Below are 14969 nucleotides of genomic sequence, written 5' to 3'. Positions count from 1 at the left end.
CCCGGACATCCGGTTTTTCGCTTGGGGCGAAAAATACCCTCGTTGAATTGAAGTTTCAGGGGCACGCSRCGAMGGGCCATCCCTGGCCCATCGCCGCTCTCGCGACATCCATGTCGCTCAACCCCTGAAACTCCAATTCAACGAGGCCTCCTGAACGGGGCATTCCGGAGCGCTTGGATGTTTCTCTGGAAGTCTTCTAGAAGCCAGAACCAGAACCAGAGCGTGATGCACGCTTTTCCTGTAGGAGCGAGCTTGCTCGCGAACCCGCAAGGCACGGTGCAATGCCGTTCGTGAGCAAGCTCGCTCCTACGAAAGGCCCGGCCTATCGGGCGCAATACTCCGACGGCGCCACGCCCAGTTCGCGGCGGAACATCTCGCTGAAGCTCCCCGGCTGATACCCCAGCCCATGGGCGATCTGGCTCACCGCGAGGCCTTCGTTGAGCTGCGCCACCGCCGTGGCCAGCTGCACCTGCCGGCGCCACTGGGCGAAGCCCATGCCCAGGCTGCGCTGAAACAGGCGGGCGAGGGTGCGCACGCTGGCGCCGGCGTCGGCGGCGTGCTGCTCGAAGGAAATCTCCTGGCTCGGCTCGGCCATCACCGCCAGGCACAGGTTCAGCAGGCGGCGGTCGGAATCCTCCGGCAGCGGCACGCGCAGCAGCAGGCTGCGGGCGCGTTGCAGCTCCAGCACCGCCAGTTGCGACAGCGCCTGGTAGTAGTCGGTGTCCGGCTCGCGCTCGTGCTGCACCAGTGTGACGATCAGCTCGCGCAGCAGCCCGCCGACCTCGAACGCCTGCACCTGCTCGCCCAGCGAATCCGCCGTGCCCGGCCGCAGGTAGATGTTGCGCATCTGCAGCTCGCTGACCACGCGGATGCCATGAAGCACCTGGGGCGGTAGCCAGACGGCGCGATTGGGCGGCACCAGCAGCGCTTCGGAGGGCGTCTCCAGCCACATCACGCCGGACATCGCATAGAGCACCTGCCCCCAGTCATGGGAGTGCGGCTCGATGTGCAGGCCGCGCGGATAGCTGCGGGCGAGGGCGCGCAGTGGAGCGGGCGTGGCGTCGAAATCGGGGGGAGCGGCGCGGGCCATGGGACGATTCGGGCAGGGGAGATGGGCCGCATGGTAGCCGCCACGCGACGGCCTGACGAGTACGCGGCACTCGCACTGGCACGCCGGCGCACCACCTTGTCACGAATTCTTTACGGTGCGGCGGCATGCCGCACGGGGCTTTGGGCGACGTAAGGATTTCTTGCCGCGCCGTGGCTCCCGTGGCCCCGGTAACGCCCCGCCGGTGGCTTGTTCCAAAGCTCCGCGGCGGTTGTGATGAAGGTATTCCAAACGCCTGGGCGGCCCCTGCGCCGAACCAGCCGATAACGACAACGAGGAGGCCGGATGAACGCCGTGACCAAGATCGAGCAACACAACCCCATCGGCACCGACGGCTTCGAGTTCGTCGAATTCACCGCCCCCGACGCCCAGGGCATCGAGCAACTGCGCCAGCTGTTCACCGGCATGGGCTTCACCGAGACCGCCAAGCACCGTTCCAAGGAAGTCTTCCTGTTCCAGCAGAACGACATCAACATCGTGCTCAACGGCAGCCCCACCGGCCACGTCCACGAGTTCGCCAGGAAGCACGGGCCGAGCGCCTGCGCCATGGCCTTCCGGGTGAAGAATGCCGCCCAGGCCGCCGCCTACGTCGAATCCCAGGGCGCCAAGCTGGTGGGCAGCCACGCCAACTTCGGCGAGCTGAACATCCCCTGCGTCGAAGGCATTGGCGGTTCGCTGCTGTATCTCGTCGACCGTTATGGCGACAAGAGCATCTATGACGTCGACTTCGAGTTCATCGAAGGCCGCAGCGCCACCGACAACGCCGTCGGCCTGCTGTGCATCGACCACCTGACCCACAACGTCAAGCGCGGCCAGATGGACGTCTGGTCCGGCTTCTACGAGCGCATCGCCAACTTCCGCGAGATCCGCTACTTCGACATCGAAGGCAAGCTCACCGGCCTGCTGTCCCGCGCCATGACCGCGCCCTGCGGCAAGATCCGCATCCCGATCAACGAGTCGGCCGACGACAAGTCGCAGATCGAGGAATTCATCCGCGAGTACCACGGCGAAGGCATCCAGCACATCGCCCTGACCACCGAGAACATCTACGAAACCGTGCGCCAGCTGCGCGCCAACGGCGTGGACTTCATGACCACTCCGGACACCTACTACGAGAAGGTCGACACCCGCGTCGCCGGCCACGGCGAATCGCTGAAGGACCTGCGCGAGCTGAGCATCCTGATCGACGGCGCACCGGGTGACGACGGCATCCTGCTGCAGATCTTCACCAACACGGTGATCGGCCCGATCTTCTTCGAGATCATCCAGCGCAAGGGCAACCAGGGCTTCGGCGAGGGCAACTTCAAGGCCCTGTTCGAATCCATCGAGGAAGACCAGATTCGCCGTGGCGTGATCTCCGATCAGTAAATCGCTAGCAGGGTGGCCGCGCGCGTAGCGTGGCCACCTTCGGAGAAACGCCATGCTCACCCTGTACTCCTACTGGCGCTCCAGCGCCGCCTACCGTGTGCGCATCGCGCTCGGCCTCAAGGGCCTGGCCTACCGCCAGGTGCCGGTGCACCTGGTGAAGGACGGCGGCCAGCAGCACGCCGCCGACTACAAGGCGCTCAATCCCCAGGAACTGCTGCCGCTGCTGGTGGACGGCGATGCACGCATTGCCCAGTCCCTGGCCATCCTCGAATACCTCGACGAAACCCATCCGCAACCCGGCCTGCTGCCGCGCGATGCGCTGCAGCGTGCGCAGGTTCGCGCACTGTCCCTGCATATCGCCTGCGACATTCACCCGCTGAACAACCTGCGTGTGCTGCAGTACCTCAGCGGCCCGCTGGCGGTGGCGGACGAGGCGAAGACGGCATGGATTCGCCACTGGGTCGAAACCGGCCTGCATGCGGTAGAGGAGGGCGTTTCCAGCTGGAGCGGCCCGCTATCCCTCGGCGAGCGCCCCGGCTACTTCGAGGCTTGCCTGATTCCCCAGCTGTACAACGCCCGTCGCTTTGACTGCGACCTCTCCGGCTGCCCGCGCCTGCTCGCCATCGCCGCGCGCTGCGAGCTCCTCGAGGCCTTTCAGCAGGCCGCTCCGGAGGTGCAGCCCGACGCCCAGTAACCCTGTAAACCAGCCTGCCCGCTCCACCGCTCTTTAGCCTTGCCTTGCCCGCACCGTCTGGCCACAAGCCGGGCGGCCGAATCCCGTCACAGATAAAAACAACAGGTGACGCATGACGCGTGAAACTCAACACGCAGGCCAGCTCCAGCGCGGCCTGAAGAATCGCCATATCCAGCTGATCGCCCTCGGCGGCGCCATCGGTACCGGGCTGTTCCTCGGCTCGGCCGGGGTGCTCAAGTCTGCCGGGCCGTCGATGATCCTCGGTTATGCCATCGCCGGCTTCATTGCCTTCCTGATCATGCGCCAGCTCGGCGAAATGATCGTCGAGGAGCCCGTGGCCGGCTCCTTCAGCCACTTCGCACACAAGTACTGGGGCGGTTTTGCCGGCTTCCTCTCGGGCTGGAACTGCTGGGTGCTGTACATCCTGGTGGGCATGTCGGAGCTCACCGCGGTGGGCAAGTACATCCACTACTGGTGGCCGGACGTGCCGACCTGGGCCACGGCGGCAGTCTTCTTCGTGGTGGTCAACGCGATCAACCTGTTCAACGTGAAGGCCTTCGGCGAGGCGGAGTTCTGGTTCGCCATCATCAAGGTCGCCGCCATCGTCGGCATGATCGCCCTGGGCTGCTACCTGCTGGCCAGCGGCACCGGGGGCGAGCAGGCAACCGTGAGCAACCTGTGGGCCCACGGCGGCTTCTTCCCCAATGGCATCAGCGGGCTGGTGATGGCCATGGCGATCATCATGTTCTCCTTCGGCGGGCTGGAGATGCTCGGCTTCACCGCCGCCGAGGCCGACCAGCCGAAAAAGGTGATCCCCAAGGCGATCAACCAGGTGATCTACCGCATCCTGATCTTCTACATCGGCGCGCTCACCGTGCTGCTCTCGCTGACCCCGTGGGACAGCCTGCTGCAGACCCTCAACGCCTCCGGCGACTCCTACAGCGGCAGCCCCTTCGTGCAGATCTTCTCGATGATCGGCAGCGGCACCGCGGCGCACGTTCTCAACTTCGTGGTGCTCACTGCCGCGCTGTCGGTCTACAACAGCGGCACCTACTGCAACGGCCGCATGCTGGTGGGCCTGGCGGAGCAGGGCGATGCCCCGCGCGCGCTGGCCAAGGTGGACACCCGTGGCGTGCCGGTGCGCTCGCTGATGGTCTCCGCGGCGGTGACCTTCCTCGCCGTGCTGGTGAACTACCTGGTGCCGGCCCGCGCGCTGGAGCTGCTGATGTCCCTGGTGGTCGCCGCGCTGGTGATCAACTGGGCGATGATCAGCCTGGCGCACCTGAAGTTCCGCGCGCACATGGATGCCGAGGGCAAGCGCACCGCCTTCCGCGCGGTGGCTTATCCAGCGGCCAACTGGCTATGCCTCGGCTTCGTGGTGTTCATCCTCGGCGTCATGCTGCTCACGCCGGGCATCCAGGTCTCGGTCTACGCGATCCCGGTGTGGTTGCTGGTGATGTACGGTTGCTATCGCCTCAAGCGCCAGCCGGCTGCGCGCAGCAGCGCCAGCGCGGCGCTGGCTGACTGACCTGGCGGCCTGATCCTACGTTGGGTCGAGCCGCGCGCGATTGACCGCGCGGCCCGATCCTTCCTAGAGTGACCGGGCCATTTTTCGTCAGAGGGATACTCATGAAAAAAGCACTTTGGCTGCTCGCGGCGGCCGTGCCGGTCATCCTCGTCGCTTGCGGCGGTGAAGAGAAGAAAGCACCCCAGGTCGACGCGCTGGTCCTGCCCGGCGACGCCAAGCTGGATTCGCGCAGCGTCTCGTACAAGTGCGAGGACGGCCGCAAGATCAGCGTGCAGTACCTGAACAAGGGCGACAACAGCCTGGCCGTGGTGCCGGTGACGGACGCCTCCAGCCTGGTCTTCGCCAATGTCATCTCTGCCTCCGGCGCGCGCTATGCCGCCGGGCAGTACGTCTGGTGGACCAAGGGCGAAGACGCGACCCTGTACAAGGATTGGAAAGGCGGCGAGCCCGCCGATGGCGTGGCCTGCAAGGAGCGTTGATGCTTCCTGTACTGCGCTGACGAAAAAGCCCGGCATTGGCCGGGCTTTTTCATGATGGGGGCAGAGTCAGGCGGGTTCGCGAGCAAGCTCGCTCCTACAGGGTCCGGCTCGCGTCCGGTATTGCTTTCTGTAGGAGCGAGCTTGCTCGCGAACCACAGCCACTTCCGACTCTAGAAGGTGAATTCCAGGTTCACCGTCGGCGTCGAGGTACGGGTGCCACGCCCGCCATCCACGCCGAACTTGTTGTGCCAGTACTCGTAGCCCACGCCCAGCCACAGGTTCGGCTGGCGCTTGGTGCCGGGCAGGGTGGCGAACATCAGCGAGGTACGGACCAGCGTTTCCGGCGCGGTGTCGTTGTCGTTGTAGTCCTCGCCCTTCTCCCCGGTGTAGTTCAGGAAGCCCTGGAACTTCGCACCGTGATCACCCAGCTGGAATGGCCGCAGCCAGGTCAGGTTGAGCATGTAGGTGGTGTCGAAGGTGTGGTCCGGGTGTTTCGCGTTGGGGATGCCGGAGTGGTTCTTCTCGCGGTAGTAGAACAGCGAGAGGTCCAGCACGCCGGGGCCGTTGAACTTGATAGTCGGGCCGAACACCAGCGCGCGCTTCTTCGCCGAGCCGAGGTTGTTGTTGCGGCTGGCGTCGAAGCCGAAGGTGAAGGCGTGGTCCTTCACCAGGCCCTTGCCCTGCGGCAGGTCGAACACCCGCGAGGCGAACAGCTGGCTGCGGAATACCCCGTAGACCTCACTGCTGCCGTGGTCGGTGCCCTTGCGCGGATCATCGCTGTCGGACTGCAGCACGTCGAGGTGGAAGAAGTTGCTGCCGTAGCGGTAACCATCGGCGTGGCTGAAGCTGAAGATGCGCTTGCTGATGTCGTGCGGGTTGTTCGGGTTGGTGAATCCCTTGCCGTAGCGGAAGCCCAGCGTGTTGCTGGTCCACTCGAAGAAGCGATCGTCTTCGGCCTGCGCCATGCCCAGCGGGGCGAGGACCAGCGCGGTACCGAGGGCGAACCGGCGACCGTTGCTCAGGCGGCGGCTGGATCGCGGTTGGGGGCGGGCGGCGCCAACGGCCGTCGTCGCGGATGAAACCATGCTGCACCTCTGTGTTTTTCTTGTTTTTGTGGCTTGGGGGCCGGCGTCCCGCAGGAGGAACTGCGGTCGGTGACAGGCTGGGTTCTAATGGTGAATTGATGACATTGCAAGAAAAACTTGTACACAAATTAGTATACAAAAATTGACGCGGAAGTCAGGAACGGGCGCTCCACGGCGGGCTAGATGGCTTCGGGACACCAGCGGCGCTGCGCGGTATCCTGATGTTCATTTCCACTTTGAATGCTTCCCATGCTGCAGATTTCCAACACCGTGCAGATCCCCGACGCGGAGATCGAGCTGACTGCCATCCGCGCCCAGGGCGCCGGCGGGCAGAACGTCAACAAAGTGTCCAGCGCGGTGCACCTGCGCTTCGATGTGCGCGCCTCGTCCCTGCCGGAGTTCTACAAGGAACGCCTGCTCGCGCTCAGCGACCAGCGCATCACCAGCGACGGCGTGGTGGTGATCAAGGCGCAGCAGTTCCGGACCCAGGAACAGAATCGCGAGGACGCGCTCAACCGCCTGGCGGAGCTGATCCGCAGCGCCACGAAAGTGGAGAAGAAGCGCCGCCCGACCAAGCCGACGCTGGGCTCGAAGACGCGCCGGCTGGAGAGTAAGAGCAAGCGGGGCAACATCAAGGCGGGGCGAGGGAAGGTGGATTACTGACCCGTTGGTTCGGTTGGACATTGGTGCCCGGGCGATTCCCTCTCCCCAGCCCTGGCTGCGCGCCCCGCTCCGAAGGGAGAGGGTTAGGGAGAGGGGCTCTTGGCCTTCGTAGGAGCGAGCTTGCTCGCGAACCAGGGCCCGCTGCGAAATCGGTTCGCGAGCAATAACGATGGCGTCCCCCTCGCTTCTGCAGATACCCAGCCCCGCACGGCGGATAACGCTGGCGCGTTATGCGCCCTACGCAAATCTCCGGCGGCGACTCAGTGCACCAGCATCCCCGTGAACACATACGCCTGCGCCAGGGTGATCAAGCCGATGAACGCCGCGAAGATCAGGCTGTGCTTGACCGTGAAGCGGAACAGGTCCGACTCCCGGCCGACCATCCCGGTGGCTGCGCAGGCCACGGCGATGGACTGTGGCGAGATCATCTTGCCGGTGACTCCGCCGGTGGTGTTGGCCGCTACCAGCAGCGTGTCGCTAACGCCGATCTGGTGCGCGGTAGTCGCCTGCAGCGAGCCGAACAGGGCATTGGATGACGTGTCCGACCCGGTGAGGAACACCCCCAGCCAGCCGAGGAACGGCGAGAAGAACGGGAAGGCTGCGCCGGTTCCGGCCAGCACCAGCGCCAGCGTGGTGGACATGCCCGAGTAGTTGGTGACGAACGCGAAGGCCAGCACCATGCCGATGGTCAGCACCGGCCATTTCAGCTCCAGCAGCGTATCGCGGAAGGTCACCGCGCCGCTCTTGAAGTCGATGCGCAGGATGGCCATCGAAATCAGTGCCGAAATGAAGATCGCCGTGCCGCTGGCCGACACCAGGTCGAACTTGTAGATCGCCGGCATGGGTGTCGGGTTGGCGACGATAGGGGCGGCCTTGAGCACCAACTGGTCGAGGTAGGGCACAGCAATCACCGCCACCCAGCTCTCCAGCGCGCCGCCGGGCAGGAACAGCGCCTTGAACGGCTTCATGGTCCAGATCGTCACCAGCACCGTCAGGATCAGGAACGGCGACCAGGCCTTGATGATCTGCCCCAGGCTGTACTGCAACTCCTGGCGCGGGCCGCCGCCGAAGTTGCCCAGTGTCGCGCTGCCGTCGGCATTGATGCTGGAGAACTCCGTTTCGCGCAGGTTTACCGGCTGCCACACCCGCAGGAACAGCGTCAGGCAGACCATGCTCAGCAGCGCGGAGGTGATGTCCGGCAGTTCCGGGCCGATGAAGTTGGAGGTGAGGAACTGGCTGACCGCGAAGGTGCCGCCGGCCACCAGCAGCGCCGGCCAGGTTTCGCGAATGCCGCGCCAGCCGTCCATCATCGCCACCAGCCAGAACGGCACGATCACCGACAGGATCGGTAACTGCCGCCCGGCCATGGCGCCGATCTTGAAGGCATCCACCCCCGACACCTGCCCGGCGACGATGATCGGGATGCCCAGCGCACCGAAGGCTACCGGCGCGGTGTTGGCGATCAGGCACAGCCCTGCCGCATACAGCGGGTTGAAGCCCAGGCCGACCAGCAGCGCCGCGGTGATCGCCACTGGTGCGCCGAAGCCCGCCGCACCTTCGAGAAACGCGCCGAAGGAGAAGCCGATCAGCACCACCTGCAAACGCTGGTCGGTGGTGATCGACAGCACCGAGCTGCGGATGATCTCGAACTGCCCGCTCTTCACCGTCAGCTTGTAGAGGAACACCGCCGCGACGATGATCCAGGCGATTGGCCAGAGCCCGTAGAAGAAGCCGTAGACCGCCGACGCCAGGGCCTTGTCCACCGGCATGTGGTAGACGAATACCGCGACCAGCAATGACAGCACCAGGGTGATCGCGCCGGCGACATGCCCCTTCAGGCGGAACACCGCCAGCGCGAGGAAGAAGAAGATGATCGGCACGAGGGCCGCCAGTGCCGACAGCCCGAGGCTGCCGAGCGGGGTGTAGAGCTGTTGCCAGGTTTGCATGGGGATTGTCCCTTGTTGTTGTGGATGCACACGGCAAAGCGTCAGCGTTGGATAACTTTCGTCGGTGGTGCGTTGGACGGCGGCCGGCGATGTGCCGGCGCCCATGGAAAAAGCCCCGGCACGCGGCGCGTAACGGGGCTTTTGAATAACGCTGCAGGCACGCTTTCGCGGGCGTCGCCGCCGGCTCGCTCGAAGCCGACGGCGACCGCAACCCGGCCGCCGGGCACCTGTCGCCGGAGTCGCGTGGGCGCCATCACAGCGCCGCCACGCCTGCGCTGGCAACCTGCTCATCTTCCCCGGCTTTCACGCCGGAGACGCCGACCGCGCCGATCACCTGGCCTTCGACGACGACCGGCACGCCGCCTTCCAGCGAAGTGATCAGCGGCGCACTGACGAAGGCCACGCGGCCGTTGTTGACCATGTCCTCGTAGCCCTTGGTTTCGCGCCGGCCCAGCGCCGCGCTGCGGGCCTTTTCGGTGGCGATGTAGGCACTGGCCGGGGCACAGCCGTCGAGGCGTTCCAGGGCCAGCGGGTGGCCGCCGTCGTCCACTACCACGATGGACACCGCCCAGTGATTGCGCTGCGCCTCATCGCGGGCTGCGGTGAGGATGCGGCCGACCTCCTGCTGGGTCAGAACGGCTTTGTTGAGCATGCTTGCACCTCGCCTTGAGAGTGGGGTTGCGGCGCGTCGGCCAGCGCTTCCTCCACCAGTTCGATCCAGTGCCGAACCGGTGTGCGTCCCGCGCCGCCCAGGTGTGTCTGGCAGCCGATATTGGCGGTGACGATGACCTCCGGGTTGCCGCTTTCCAGTGCCTGCATCCGGTTGTCGCGCAGCCGCCTGGACAGCGCCGGCTGGGTCAGCGAATAGGTGCCGGCGGAGCCGCAGCACAGGTGGCTGTCCGGTACGCCGGTAAGGCTGAAGCCCAGGCGCGTGAGCACGCTTTCCACCGCGCCGCCCAGCTTCAGCGCGTGCTGCAGCGTGCAGGGGCAGTGGAAGGCCAGGCGGCGATCGCCCTGCAGGTGGAGTTCTTCCAGCGGCTCGTCGCGCAGCACTTCGGAGAGGTCGCGGGACAGCTCGCTGATCCGCTTTGCCTTGGCGGCGTAGGCGGCGTCGCGTTCCAGCAGGTGACCGTAATCGCGGACGAAGGCACCACAGCCGCTGGCGGTCTGCACGATGGCCTCGGCGCCGGCTTCGATGGAAGGCCACCAGGCGTCGATGTTGCGCCGGGCGCGGTCCAGCCCGTCTTCCTGGGCGTTCAGGTGATAGTCCACGGCGCCGCAGCAACCGGCGTCCGCCGCCGGGATCACGCTGATGCCCAGACGATCCAGCACCCGCGCGGTGGCGGCATTGGTGTTGGGGGAAAGTGTCGGTTGCACGCAGCCCTCGAGCATCAGCATGCGCCGGGTGTGGTGTGGTTTCGGGCGTTCCACGGGCGGGTGTGGATGGCGCGGCAGTTTGCTTTGCAGGCTCTCCGGAAGCAGTGGGTAGAAGGCCCGCCCGGCCTTGGCCAGCGCGCCGAACAGAGCGGCATTCGGCACCACGGCGCGCAGGCCGCGACGCATCGCGCGCTCGCCGAAGGTTCGCGGCACCTGCTCCTCGACCACCGCGCGGCCGATGTCCAGCAGGTTGTGGTAGTCCACGCCGGAAGGGCAGGTGCTTTCGCAATTGCGGCAGCTCAGGCAGCGGTCCAGATGTTCGCGGGTGCTGGCGCTGGGCTTGTGGCCTTCGAGCACCTGCTTGATCAGGTAGATGCGGCCGCGCGGGCCGTCCAGTTCGTCGCCCAGCAACTGGTAGGTCGGGCAGGTGGCGGTGCAGAAGCCGCAGTGCACGCAGGAGCGCAGGATGCGCTCGGCTTCCTCGGCGCGCGGCAGATGCCTGGCCTGTTCGCTCAGGTTGGTTTGCATCAGAGCTCCCTGTACATCCGGCCGGGGTTGAAGATGCCTTGCGGGTCCAGCTGCTGCTTGAGGCTGCGGTGATAGCGCAGCAGGGCGGCAGGTAGCGGATGGAATGCATCGTCACCCGGCGCGTAGCGAGTGGCGTGGCCGCCGAACTCGGCGACGCTGTGGCGGATCAGCTCGGCGTCCGCGTCGGACTTCAGCCAGCGTTGCGCGCCGCCCCAGTCGATCAGTTGTTCACCCGGCAGGGCTATCGCCGGGGTCGCGTTGGGCAGTGACAGCCGCCACAGCGTGCCGGGGCCGGTGAAGAAGCCGAGGCGCTGCTCGCGCAAGTCCTGCCAGTAATCGCTGCCGATCTCCTCGCCACCCAGGCGCAGGCGTGCGGAACACACGGAGCCTTCGCCGCCCTCCAGGCGTAAATGCAGCGCCGTTCCGTCGTAGCAGGCGGCGGTGATCGGGATCGGTTGCGCGCCCCATTCCGCCAGTTCTCCCAGCGCCTGGTGAATGTCCATTTGCAGGCGCAGGCTGGCGCACATCCGGGGTTTGGGCAGCACCTTCATCGACACTTCGGTGATCAGCCCCAGGCAGCCGAAACTGCCGGCGAGCAAGCGGGAGAGGTCATAGCCGGCGACGTTCTTCATTACCTCGCCGCCAAAGCGCAGCAGCTTGCCGTGCCCGGTGATCACCCGTGTGCCCAGCACGTAGTCGCGCACCGAGCCCGACCAGGGCCGGCGCGGGCCGGATATCCCGGCCGCGACCATGCCGCCGAAGGTTGCTGTGGAAAAGTCTGGTGGCTCGCAGGGAAGCATCTGCCCGGCGGCCTCCAGCGCCGCTTCGATCTCCGCCAGCGGCGTGCCGGCGCGGGCGGTGAGCACCAGCTCGGTCGGGTCGTAGCTGACGATGCCGCAATGGGCGCGGGTATCCAGCTCCACGCCGTTCACCGGGCGGCCGAGGAAGGCCTTGCTGTCACCGCCGCGAAGACGCAGCGGCGTTCGAGCGTGGAGCGCTTGGTTCACCTGTTCGAGCAGGTCGGCACTGGCATCGGCCATCAGAAACGCTCCAGGTCGGGGAAGGGCAACTGGCCGTGGTGCACGTGCATGGCGCCGAATTCGGCGCAGCGGTGCAGGGTCGGGATGTTCTTGCCGGGGTTGAGCAGGCGGTCCGGGTCGAAGGCCGCCTTCACCGCATGGAACAGGGTCAGTTCGTCGCTGTTGAACTGCGCGCACATCTGGTTGATCTTCTCGCGCCCCACGCCGTGTTCGCCGGTGATGCTGCCGCCCACCGCCACGCAGAGTTCGAGTATCTTGCCGCCGATGGCTTCGGCGCGCTCCAGCTCGCCGGGCACGTTGGCGTCGAAGAGGATCAGCGGGTGCATGTTGCCGTCGCCGGCATGGAATACGTTGGCCACGCGCAGGCCGAATTCCTTCGACAACTCGGCGATGCCGTGCAGCACGCGCGGCAGCTCGCGGCGCGGGATGGTGCCGTCCATGCAGTAGTAGTCCGGGGAGATGCGCCCCACCGCGGGGAAGGCGTTCTTGCGCCCAGCCCAGAAGCGCACGCGCTCGGCCTCGTCGCAGGCCAGCCGCACATCGGTGGCGCCGGCCGCGCGCAACACGCCGTCGACGCGCTGGCAGTCGTCCTGTACGTCAGCCTCCACGCCGTCCAGTTCGCACAGCAGGATGGCCGCCGCGTCCACCGGGTAGCCGGCGTGGATGAAGTCTTCGGCAGCGCGAATCGACAGGTTGTCCATCATCTCCAGCCCGCCGGGGATGATGCCGGCGGCGATGATGTCGGCCACCGCGCGGCCGGCCTTTTCCACCGAATCGAAACTGGCCAGCAGCACCCGCGCCACCTGCGGCCGGGGCAGCAGCTTGACGGTGACCTCGGTGACGATGCCAAGCATGCCTTCGGAGCCGGTGAACAGCGCCAGCAGGTCGAAGCCGGGGCTGTCGAGGGCGTCGCTGCCCAACGTCAGGTGCTCGCCCTCGACGGTGAGGATGTCCACCTTCAGTAGGTTGTGCACGGTCAGGCCGTACTTGAGGCAATGCACACCGCCGGCGTTCTCGGCGACGTTGCCGCCGATGGAACAGGCGATCTGCGACGACGGATCGGGGGCGTAGTAAAGCCCGTGCGGCGCGGCGGCCTGGGAGATCGCCAGGTTGCGCACGCCGGGTTGCACGCGGGCGAAGCGGCCGGCGGTGTTCACTTCGAGAATGCGGTTGAAGCGCGCCATCACCAGCAGGATGCCTTTCTCCAGCGGCAGCGCACCGCCGGACAGGCCCGTGCCCGCGCCACGCGCCACCACCGGTACCTGGCGCGCGTGGCAGAGCTTGAGCAGCGCCTGCACCTGCTCGATGCGCTCGGGCAGCGCCACCAGCATCGGCACCGTGCGGTAGGCGGAGAGGCCGTCGCACTCGTAGGGCTTCAAGTCTTCGGCGTTGTGCAGCAGTTCGAGGTCGGGCAGTGTCGCGCGCAGCTCGGCGAGCAGGGCGGACTTGTCGACGGCAGGCAGCGCGCCGTCGACGCGCTCGTCGTAGAGGATATTCATGGGCCACGGTGCTCTGATCTTGTTATTGGACGAGCCCGTCAGGCGGGCTTCATGAGCCACAGCGCCGTGAACATGCGGCCGCCGCTTCGCGGGCGTCCATCGGCTTTCACACTGGTCGGACCAGTTGTTGCGTGCCGCTGCGCTGGAAAGGCCCGGCCGTGGCGGCTAGGGTTGTTGGGCACGAGGCAGGTGGTTACCTGCTGGTCCTACCAGTTGTGGAGCCATTCGATGACCAGCATCCAGCAGGGCAAGCAGCGCGTCGCCGACCAGGTGGCGGAAAAGATCGAGCGCCTGATCGTCGATGGCGTGCTCAAGGTCGGCCAGGCGTTGCCGTCGGAACGGCGCCTGGTGGAGAAGCTCGGCTGTTCGCGCTCGGCGTTGCGCGAGGGGCTGCGAGCGTTGCGCGGGCGCGGCATCGTCGATACCGAGCAGGGGCGGGGATCGTTCGTTGCCGACCTGACCGGCGCCGAGGATGTCTCGCCGCTGCTGCACCTGTTCCGCTCGCAGCCGCGTACGCTCTACGACCTGCTGGAAGTGCGCGCGTTGCTGGAAGGCGAGTCCGCCCGGCTGGCCGCCCTGCGCGCCACGGAGGTCGACCTGTTGCTGATCGGCCGGCGCTTCGAGGAGATGCATGCGGCTTTCGATGAGCCGCAACCGCTGGACCCGCGCGAACACGCCCGGCGCGACCACGCCTTCCACCAGGCGATCAGCGAGGCCTCGCACAACCCGGTGCTGGTGCATACGCTGCAGTCGCTCAACGAGCTGATGCTCAGCACCGTCTTCGCCTCGGTGAACAACCTCTACAACCGCCCGCCGCAGAAGCGCCAGATCGATCGCCAGCATGCGCGGCTGTATCGCGCCATCGTCGAGCGCCAGCCGGAACAGGCCCAGCGCGCTGCCCGCGAGCATATCCACGGCGTGCGCGACAACCTGCGGGAGATCGAGCAGGAAGAACAGCGGCTGGTGCGGGCGACCTTGCGGCTGGAGGGTTGGAAATAACTGGGGAGCGTGAGACGCAACCGTAGGGCGAGTAACGCGCCAGCGTTATCCGCCGTTTCGGGACTGGCGGCGGATAACCTGTTCCAGGTTATGCGCCCTACATACTGGCGCGGAGTCTTTTTGTAGGAGCGAGCTTGCTCGCGAACGGTGTTCCAGGCAGCTCCGGCGCGAAGCGGTTCGCGAGCAAGCTCGCTCCTACAGGGGCCGTGTCAGCGCCGTGCCTTGCGCTCGCGCATCTCCGCCAGCATGCGTTCGGCATTCGCTGCGCAACCCATGCCTTCGGGCTTGTTCTCGATACCCTCGATCACTTCCAGCAGGCGCAAACGGTTCTGCTGCAGTTGCCGCTCCATCGCCTCGATCTCCGCGACCTTGCGGCGCAGGCCGGCGACCAGTTCGCCGTGGCCGTTCTCGATGGGGTTGGAGTGCGGCAGCAGGTTGCGGATTTCCTCCAGGGTGAAACCGGTCTGCTGGGCGCTGCGGATGATTTCCAGCAGGTCGAGGGTTTCTGCCGGGTACTCGCGGTAGCCGTTGGCCAGGCGGCGGGCCGGGGCGATCAGCCCGCTGGCTTCGTAGAAGCGGATGCGCGAGGGGGCGAGGCCGCTGAGGCTGGCCAGTTCACCGATTTTCATGCTGGGCTCCGAAAGGGGCTTGACCT

At 66.3% G+C, this 14969-nt stretch carries 14 protein-coding genes; 6 read left to right on the top strand and 8 right to left on the bottom strand.

What is annotated here, in order from left to right; all coding sequences use genetic code 11:
• Positions 1 to 322 precede the first annotated feature (322 nt).
• Positions 323 to 1090 (bottom strand): helix-turn-helix domain-containing protein, encoded by a 768-nt coding sequence (locus A6723_RS11260; protein ID WP_054910930.1) that lies wholly within the window; start codon positions 1088 to 1090, stop codon positions 323 to 325.
• A 303-nt stretch (positions 1091 to 1393) separates the two neighbouring features.
• On the opposite strand from A6723_RS11260, the gene hppD reads away from it, so the two are divergent.
• The 4 genes from hppD (at position 1394) to A6723_RS11240 (ending at position 5177) form a co-directional block, all read left to right on the top strand.
• A complete protein-coding gene (hppD, locus tag A6723_RS11255; RefSeq protein ID WP_054910929.1) occupies positions 1394 to 2476 on the top strand; it encodes a 4-hydroxyphenylpyruvate dioxygenase in 1083 nt (360 codons plus the stop codon).
• Between the two features lie 52 nt (positions 2477 to 2528).
• Entirely contained in the window at positions 2529 to 3170 is a 642-nt protein-coding gene (maiA, locus tag A6723_RS11250) for a maleylacetoacetate isomerase (protein ID WP_054910928.1), read from the top strand.
• A gap of 112 nt (positions 3171 to 3282) precedes the next feature.
• Entirely contained in the window at positions 3283 to 4698 is a 1416-nt protein-coding gene (locus tag A6723_RS11245; RefSeq protein ID WP_054910927.1) for an amino acid permease, read from the top strand.
• Between the two features lie 101 nt (positions 4699 to 4799).
• Positions 4800 to 5177: an MliC family protein gene (locus A6723_RS11240; RefSeq protein WP_024764361.1), complete on the top strand. Its 378-nt coding sequence runs from the start codon at positions 4800 to 4802 to the stop codon at positions 5175 to 5177.
• A 170-nt stretch (positions 5178 to 5347) separates the two neighbouring features.
• On the opposite strand, the gene A6723_RS11235 is transcribed toward A6723_RS11240, so the two are convergent.
• The gene (locus A6723_RS11235; RefSeq protein ID WP_226046570.1) at positions 5348 to 6142 is read right to left on the bottom strand and encodes a nucleoside-binding protein; all 795 of its coding nucleotides are present in this window, start codon (positions 6140 to 6142) and stop codon (positions 5348 to 5350) included.
• Between the two features lie 369 nt (positions 6143 to 6511).
• Between A6723_RS11235 and arfB the strand changes: the two genes are divergently transcribed.
• On the top strand, positions 6512 to 6925 hold the full coding sequence (gene arfB / locus A6723_RS11230) for an alternative ribosome rescue aminoacyl-tRNA hydrolase ArfB (protein ID WP_054910926.1): 414 nt from the start codon (positions 6512 to 6514) through the stop codon (positions 6923 to 6925).
• 260 nt (positions 6926 to 7185) lie between these two features.
• Here the strand turns inward: arfB and A6723_RS11225 are convergent, their stop codons facing one another.
• The 5 genes from A6723_RS11225 to glcD form a co-directional block, all read right to left on the bottom strand.
• Positions 7186 to 8871: a lactate permease LctP family transporter gene (locus A6723_RS11225; RefSeq protein WP_054910925.1), complete on the bottom strand. Its 1686-nt coding sequence runs from the start codon at positions 8869 to 8871 to the stop codon at positions 7186 to 7188.
• A 253-nt stretch (positions 8872 to 9124) separates the two neighbouring features.
• On the bottom strand, positions 9125 to 9523 hold the full coding sequence (locus A6723_RS11220) for a heme-binding protein (RefSeq protein ID WP_054910924.1): 399 nt from the start codon (positions 9521 to 9523) through the stop codon (positions 9125 to 9127).
• Complete coding sequence (gene glcF, locus A6723_RS11215) at positions 9502 to 10776, bottom strand: glycolate oxidase subunit GlcF (RefSeq protein ID WP_054910923.1); 1275 nt, start codon at positions 10774 to 10776, stop codon at positions 9502 to 9504. Before glcF ends, A6723_RS11220 begins: the two co-directional genes overlap by 22 nt.
• Complete coding sequence (gene glcE, locus A6723_RS11210; RefSeq protein WP_054910922.1) at positions 10776 to 11816, bottom strand: glycolate oxidase subunit GlcE; 1041 nt, start codon at positions 11814 to 11816, stop codon at positions 10776 to 10778. Before glcE ends, glcF begins: the two co-directional genes overlap by 1 nt.
• Entirely contained in the window at positions 11816 to 13315 is a 1500-nt protein-coding gene (gene glcD, locus A6723_RS11205) for a glycolate oxidase subunit GlcD (RefSeq protein WP_054910921.1), read from the bottom strand. The genes glcE and glcD overlap by 1 nt, the downstream gene beginning before the upstream one ends.
• Positions 13316 to 13543: 228 nt before the next feature.
• Here glcD and glcC point away from each other — a divergent pair, with 228 nt between their 5' ends.
• Positions 13544 to 14314 (top strand): transcriptional regulator GlcC, encoded by a 771-nt coding sequence (glcC, locus tag A6723_RS11200; RefSeq protein WP_054910920.1) that lies wholly within the window; start codon positions 13544 to 13546, stop codon positions 14312 to 14314.
• Between the two features lie 209 nt (positions 14315 to 14523).
• On the opposite strand, the gene A6723_RS11195 is transcribed toward glcC, so the two are convergent.
• Positions 14524 to 14943: a MerR family transcriptional regulator gene (locus A6723_RS11195; RefSeq protein WP_054910919.1), complete on the bottom strand. Its 420-nt coding sequence runs from the start codon at positions 14941 to 14943 to the stop codon at positions 14524 to 14526.
• Between the last annotated feature and the right edge of the window lie 26 nt (positions 14944 to 14969).

It is taken from the genome of Pseudomonas sp. AU11447 (assembly GCF_001672555.2).
GTDB lineage: Bacteria > Pseudomonadota > Gammaproteobacteria > Pseudomonadales > Pseudomonadaceae > Pseudomonas > Pseudomonas nitroreducens.
The sequence above is the reverse complement of the archived record's forward strand: the minus strand, read 5'-3'. Positions and strand labels throughout refer to the sequence as shown.

Bases quoted from the DNA above. Each gene is read 5' to 3' on its own strand.
- A6723_RS11195 (WP_054910919.1), bottom strand. From the start codon at position 14,943: ATGAAAATCGGTGAACTGGCCAGCCTCAGCGGCCTCGCCCCCTCGCGC.
- A6723_RS11260 (WP_054910930.1), bottom strand. From the start codon at position 1,090: ATGGCCCGCGCCGCTCCCCCCGATTTCGACGCCACGCCCGCTCCACTG.
- glcE (WP_054910922.1), bottom strand. From the start codon at position 11,816: ATGGCCGATGCCAGTGCCGACCTGCTCGAACAGGTGAACCAAGCGCTC.
- A6723_RS11235 (WP_226046570.1), bottom strand. From the start codon at position 6,142: ATGGCGCAGGCCGAAGACGATCGCTTCTTCGAGTGGACCAGCAACACG.
- A6723_RS11220 (WP_054910924.1), bottom strand. From the start codon at position 9,523: ATGCTCAACAAAGCCGTTCTGACCCAGCAGGAGGTCGGCCGCATCCTC.
- A6723_RS11240 (WP_024764361.1), top strand. From the start codon at position 4,800: ATGAAAAAAGCACTTTGGCTGCTCGCGGCGGCCGTGCCGGTCATCCTC.
- hppD (WP_054910929.1), top strand. From the start codon at position 1,394: ATGAACGCCGTGACCAAGATCGAGCAACACAACCCCATCGGCACCGAC.
- glcF (WP_054910923.1), bottom strand. From the start codon at position 10,776: ATGCAAACCAACCTGAGCGAACAGGCCAGGCATCTGCCGCGCGCCGAG.
- glcC (WP_054910920.1), top strand. From the start codon at position 13,544: ATGACCAGCATCCAGCAGGGCAAGCAGCGCGTCGCCGACCAGGTGGCG.
- A6723_RS11225 (WP_054910925.1), bottom strand. From the start codon at position 8,871: ATGCAAACCTGGCAACAGCTCTACACCCCGCTCGGCAGCCTCGGGCTG.
- A6723_RS11245 (WP_054910927.1), top strand. From the start codon at position 3,283: ATGACGCGTGAAACTCAACACGCAGGCCAGCTCCAGCGCGGCCTGAAG.
- maiA (WP_054910928.1), top strand. From the start codon at position 2,529: ATGCTCACCCTGTACTCCTACTGGCGCTCCAGCGCCGCCTACCGTGTG.
- glcD (WP_054910921.1), bottom strand. From the start codon at position 13,315: ATGAATATCCTCTACGACGAGCGCGTCGACGGCGCGCTGCCTGCCGTC.
- arfB (WP_054910926.1), top strand. From the start codon at position 6,512: ATGCTGCAGATTTCCAACACCGTGCAGATCCCCGACGCGGAGATCGAG.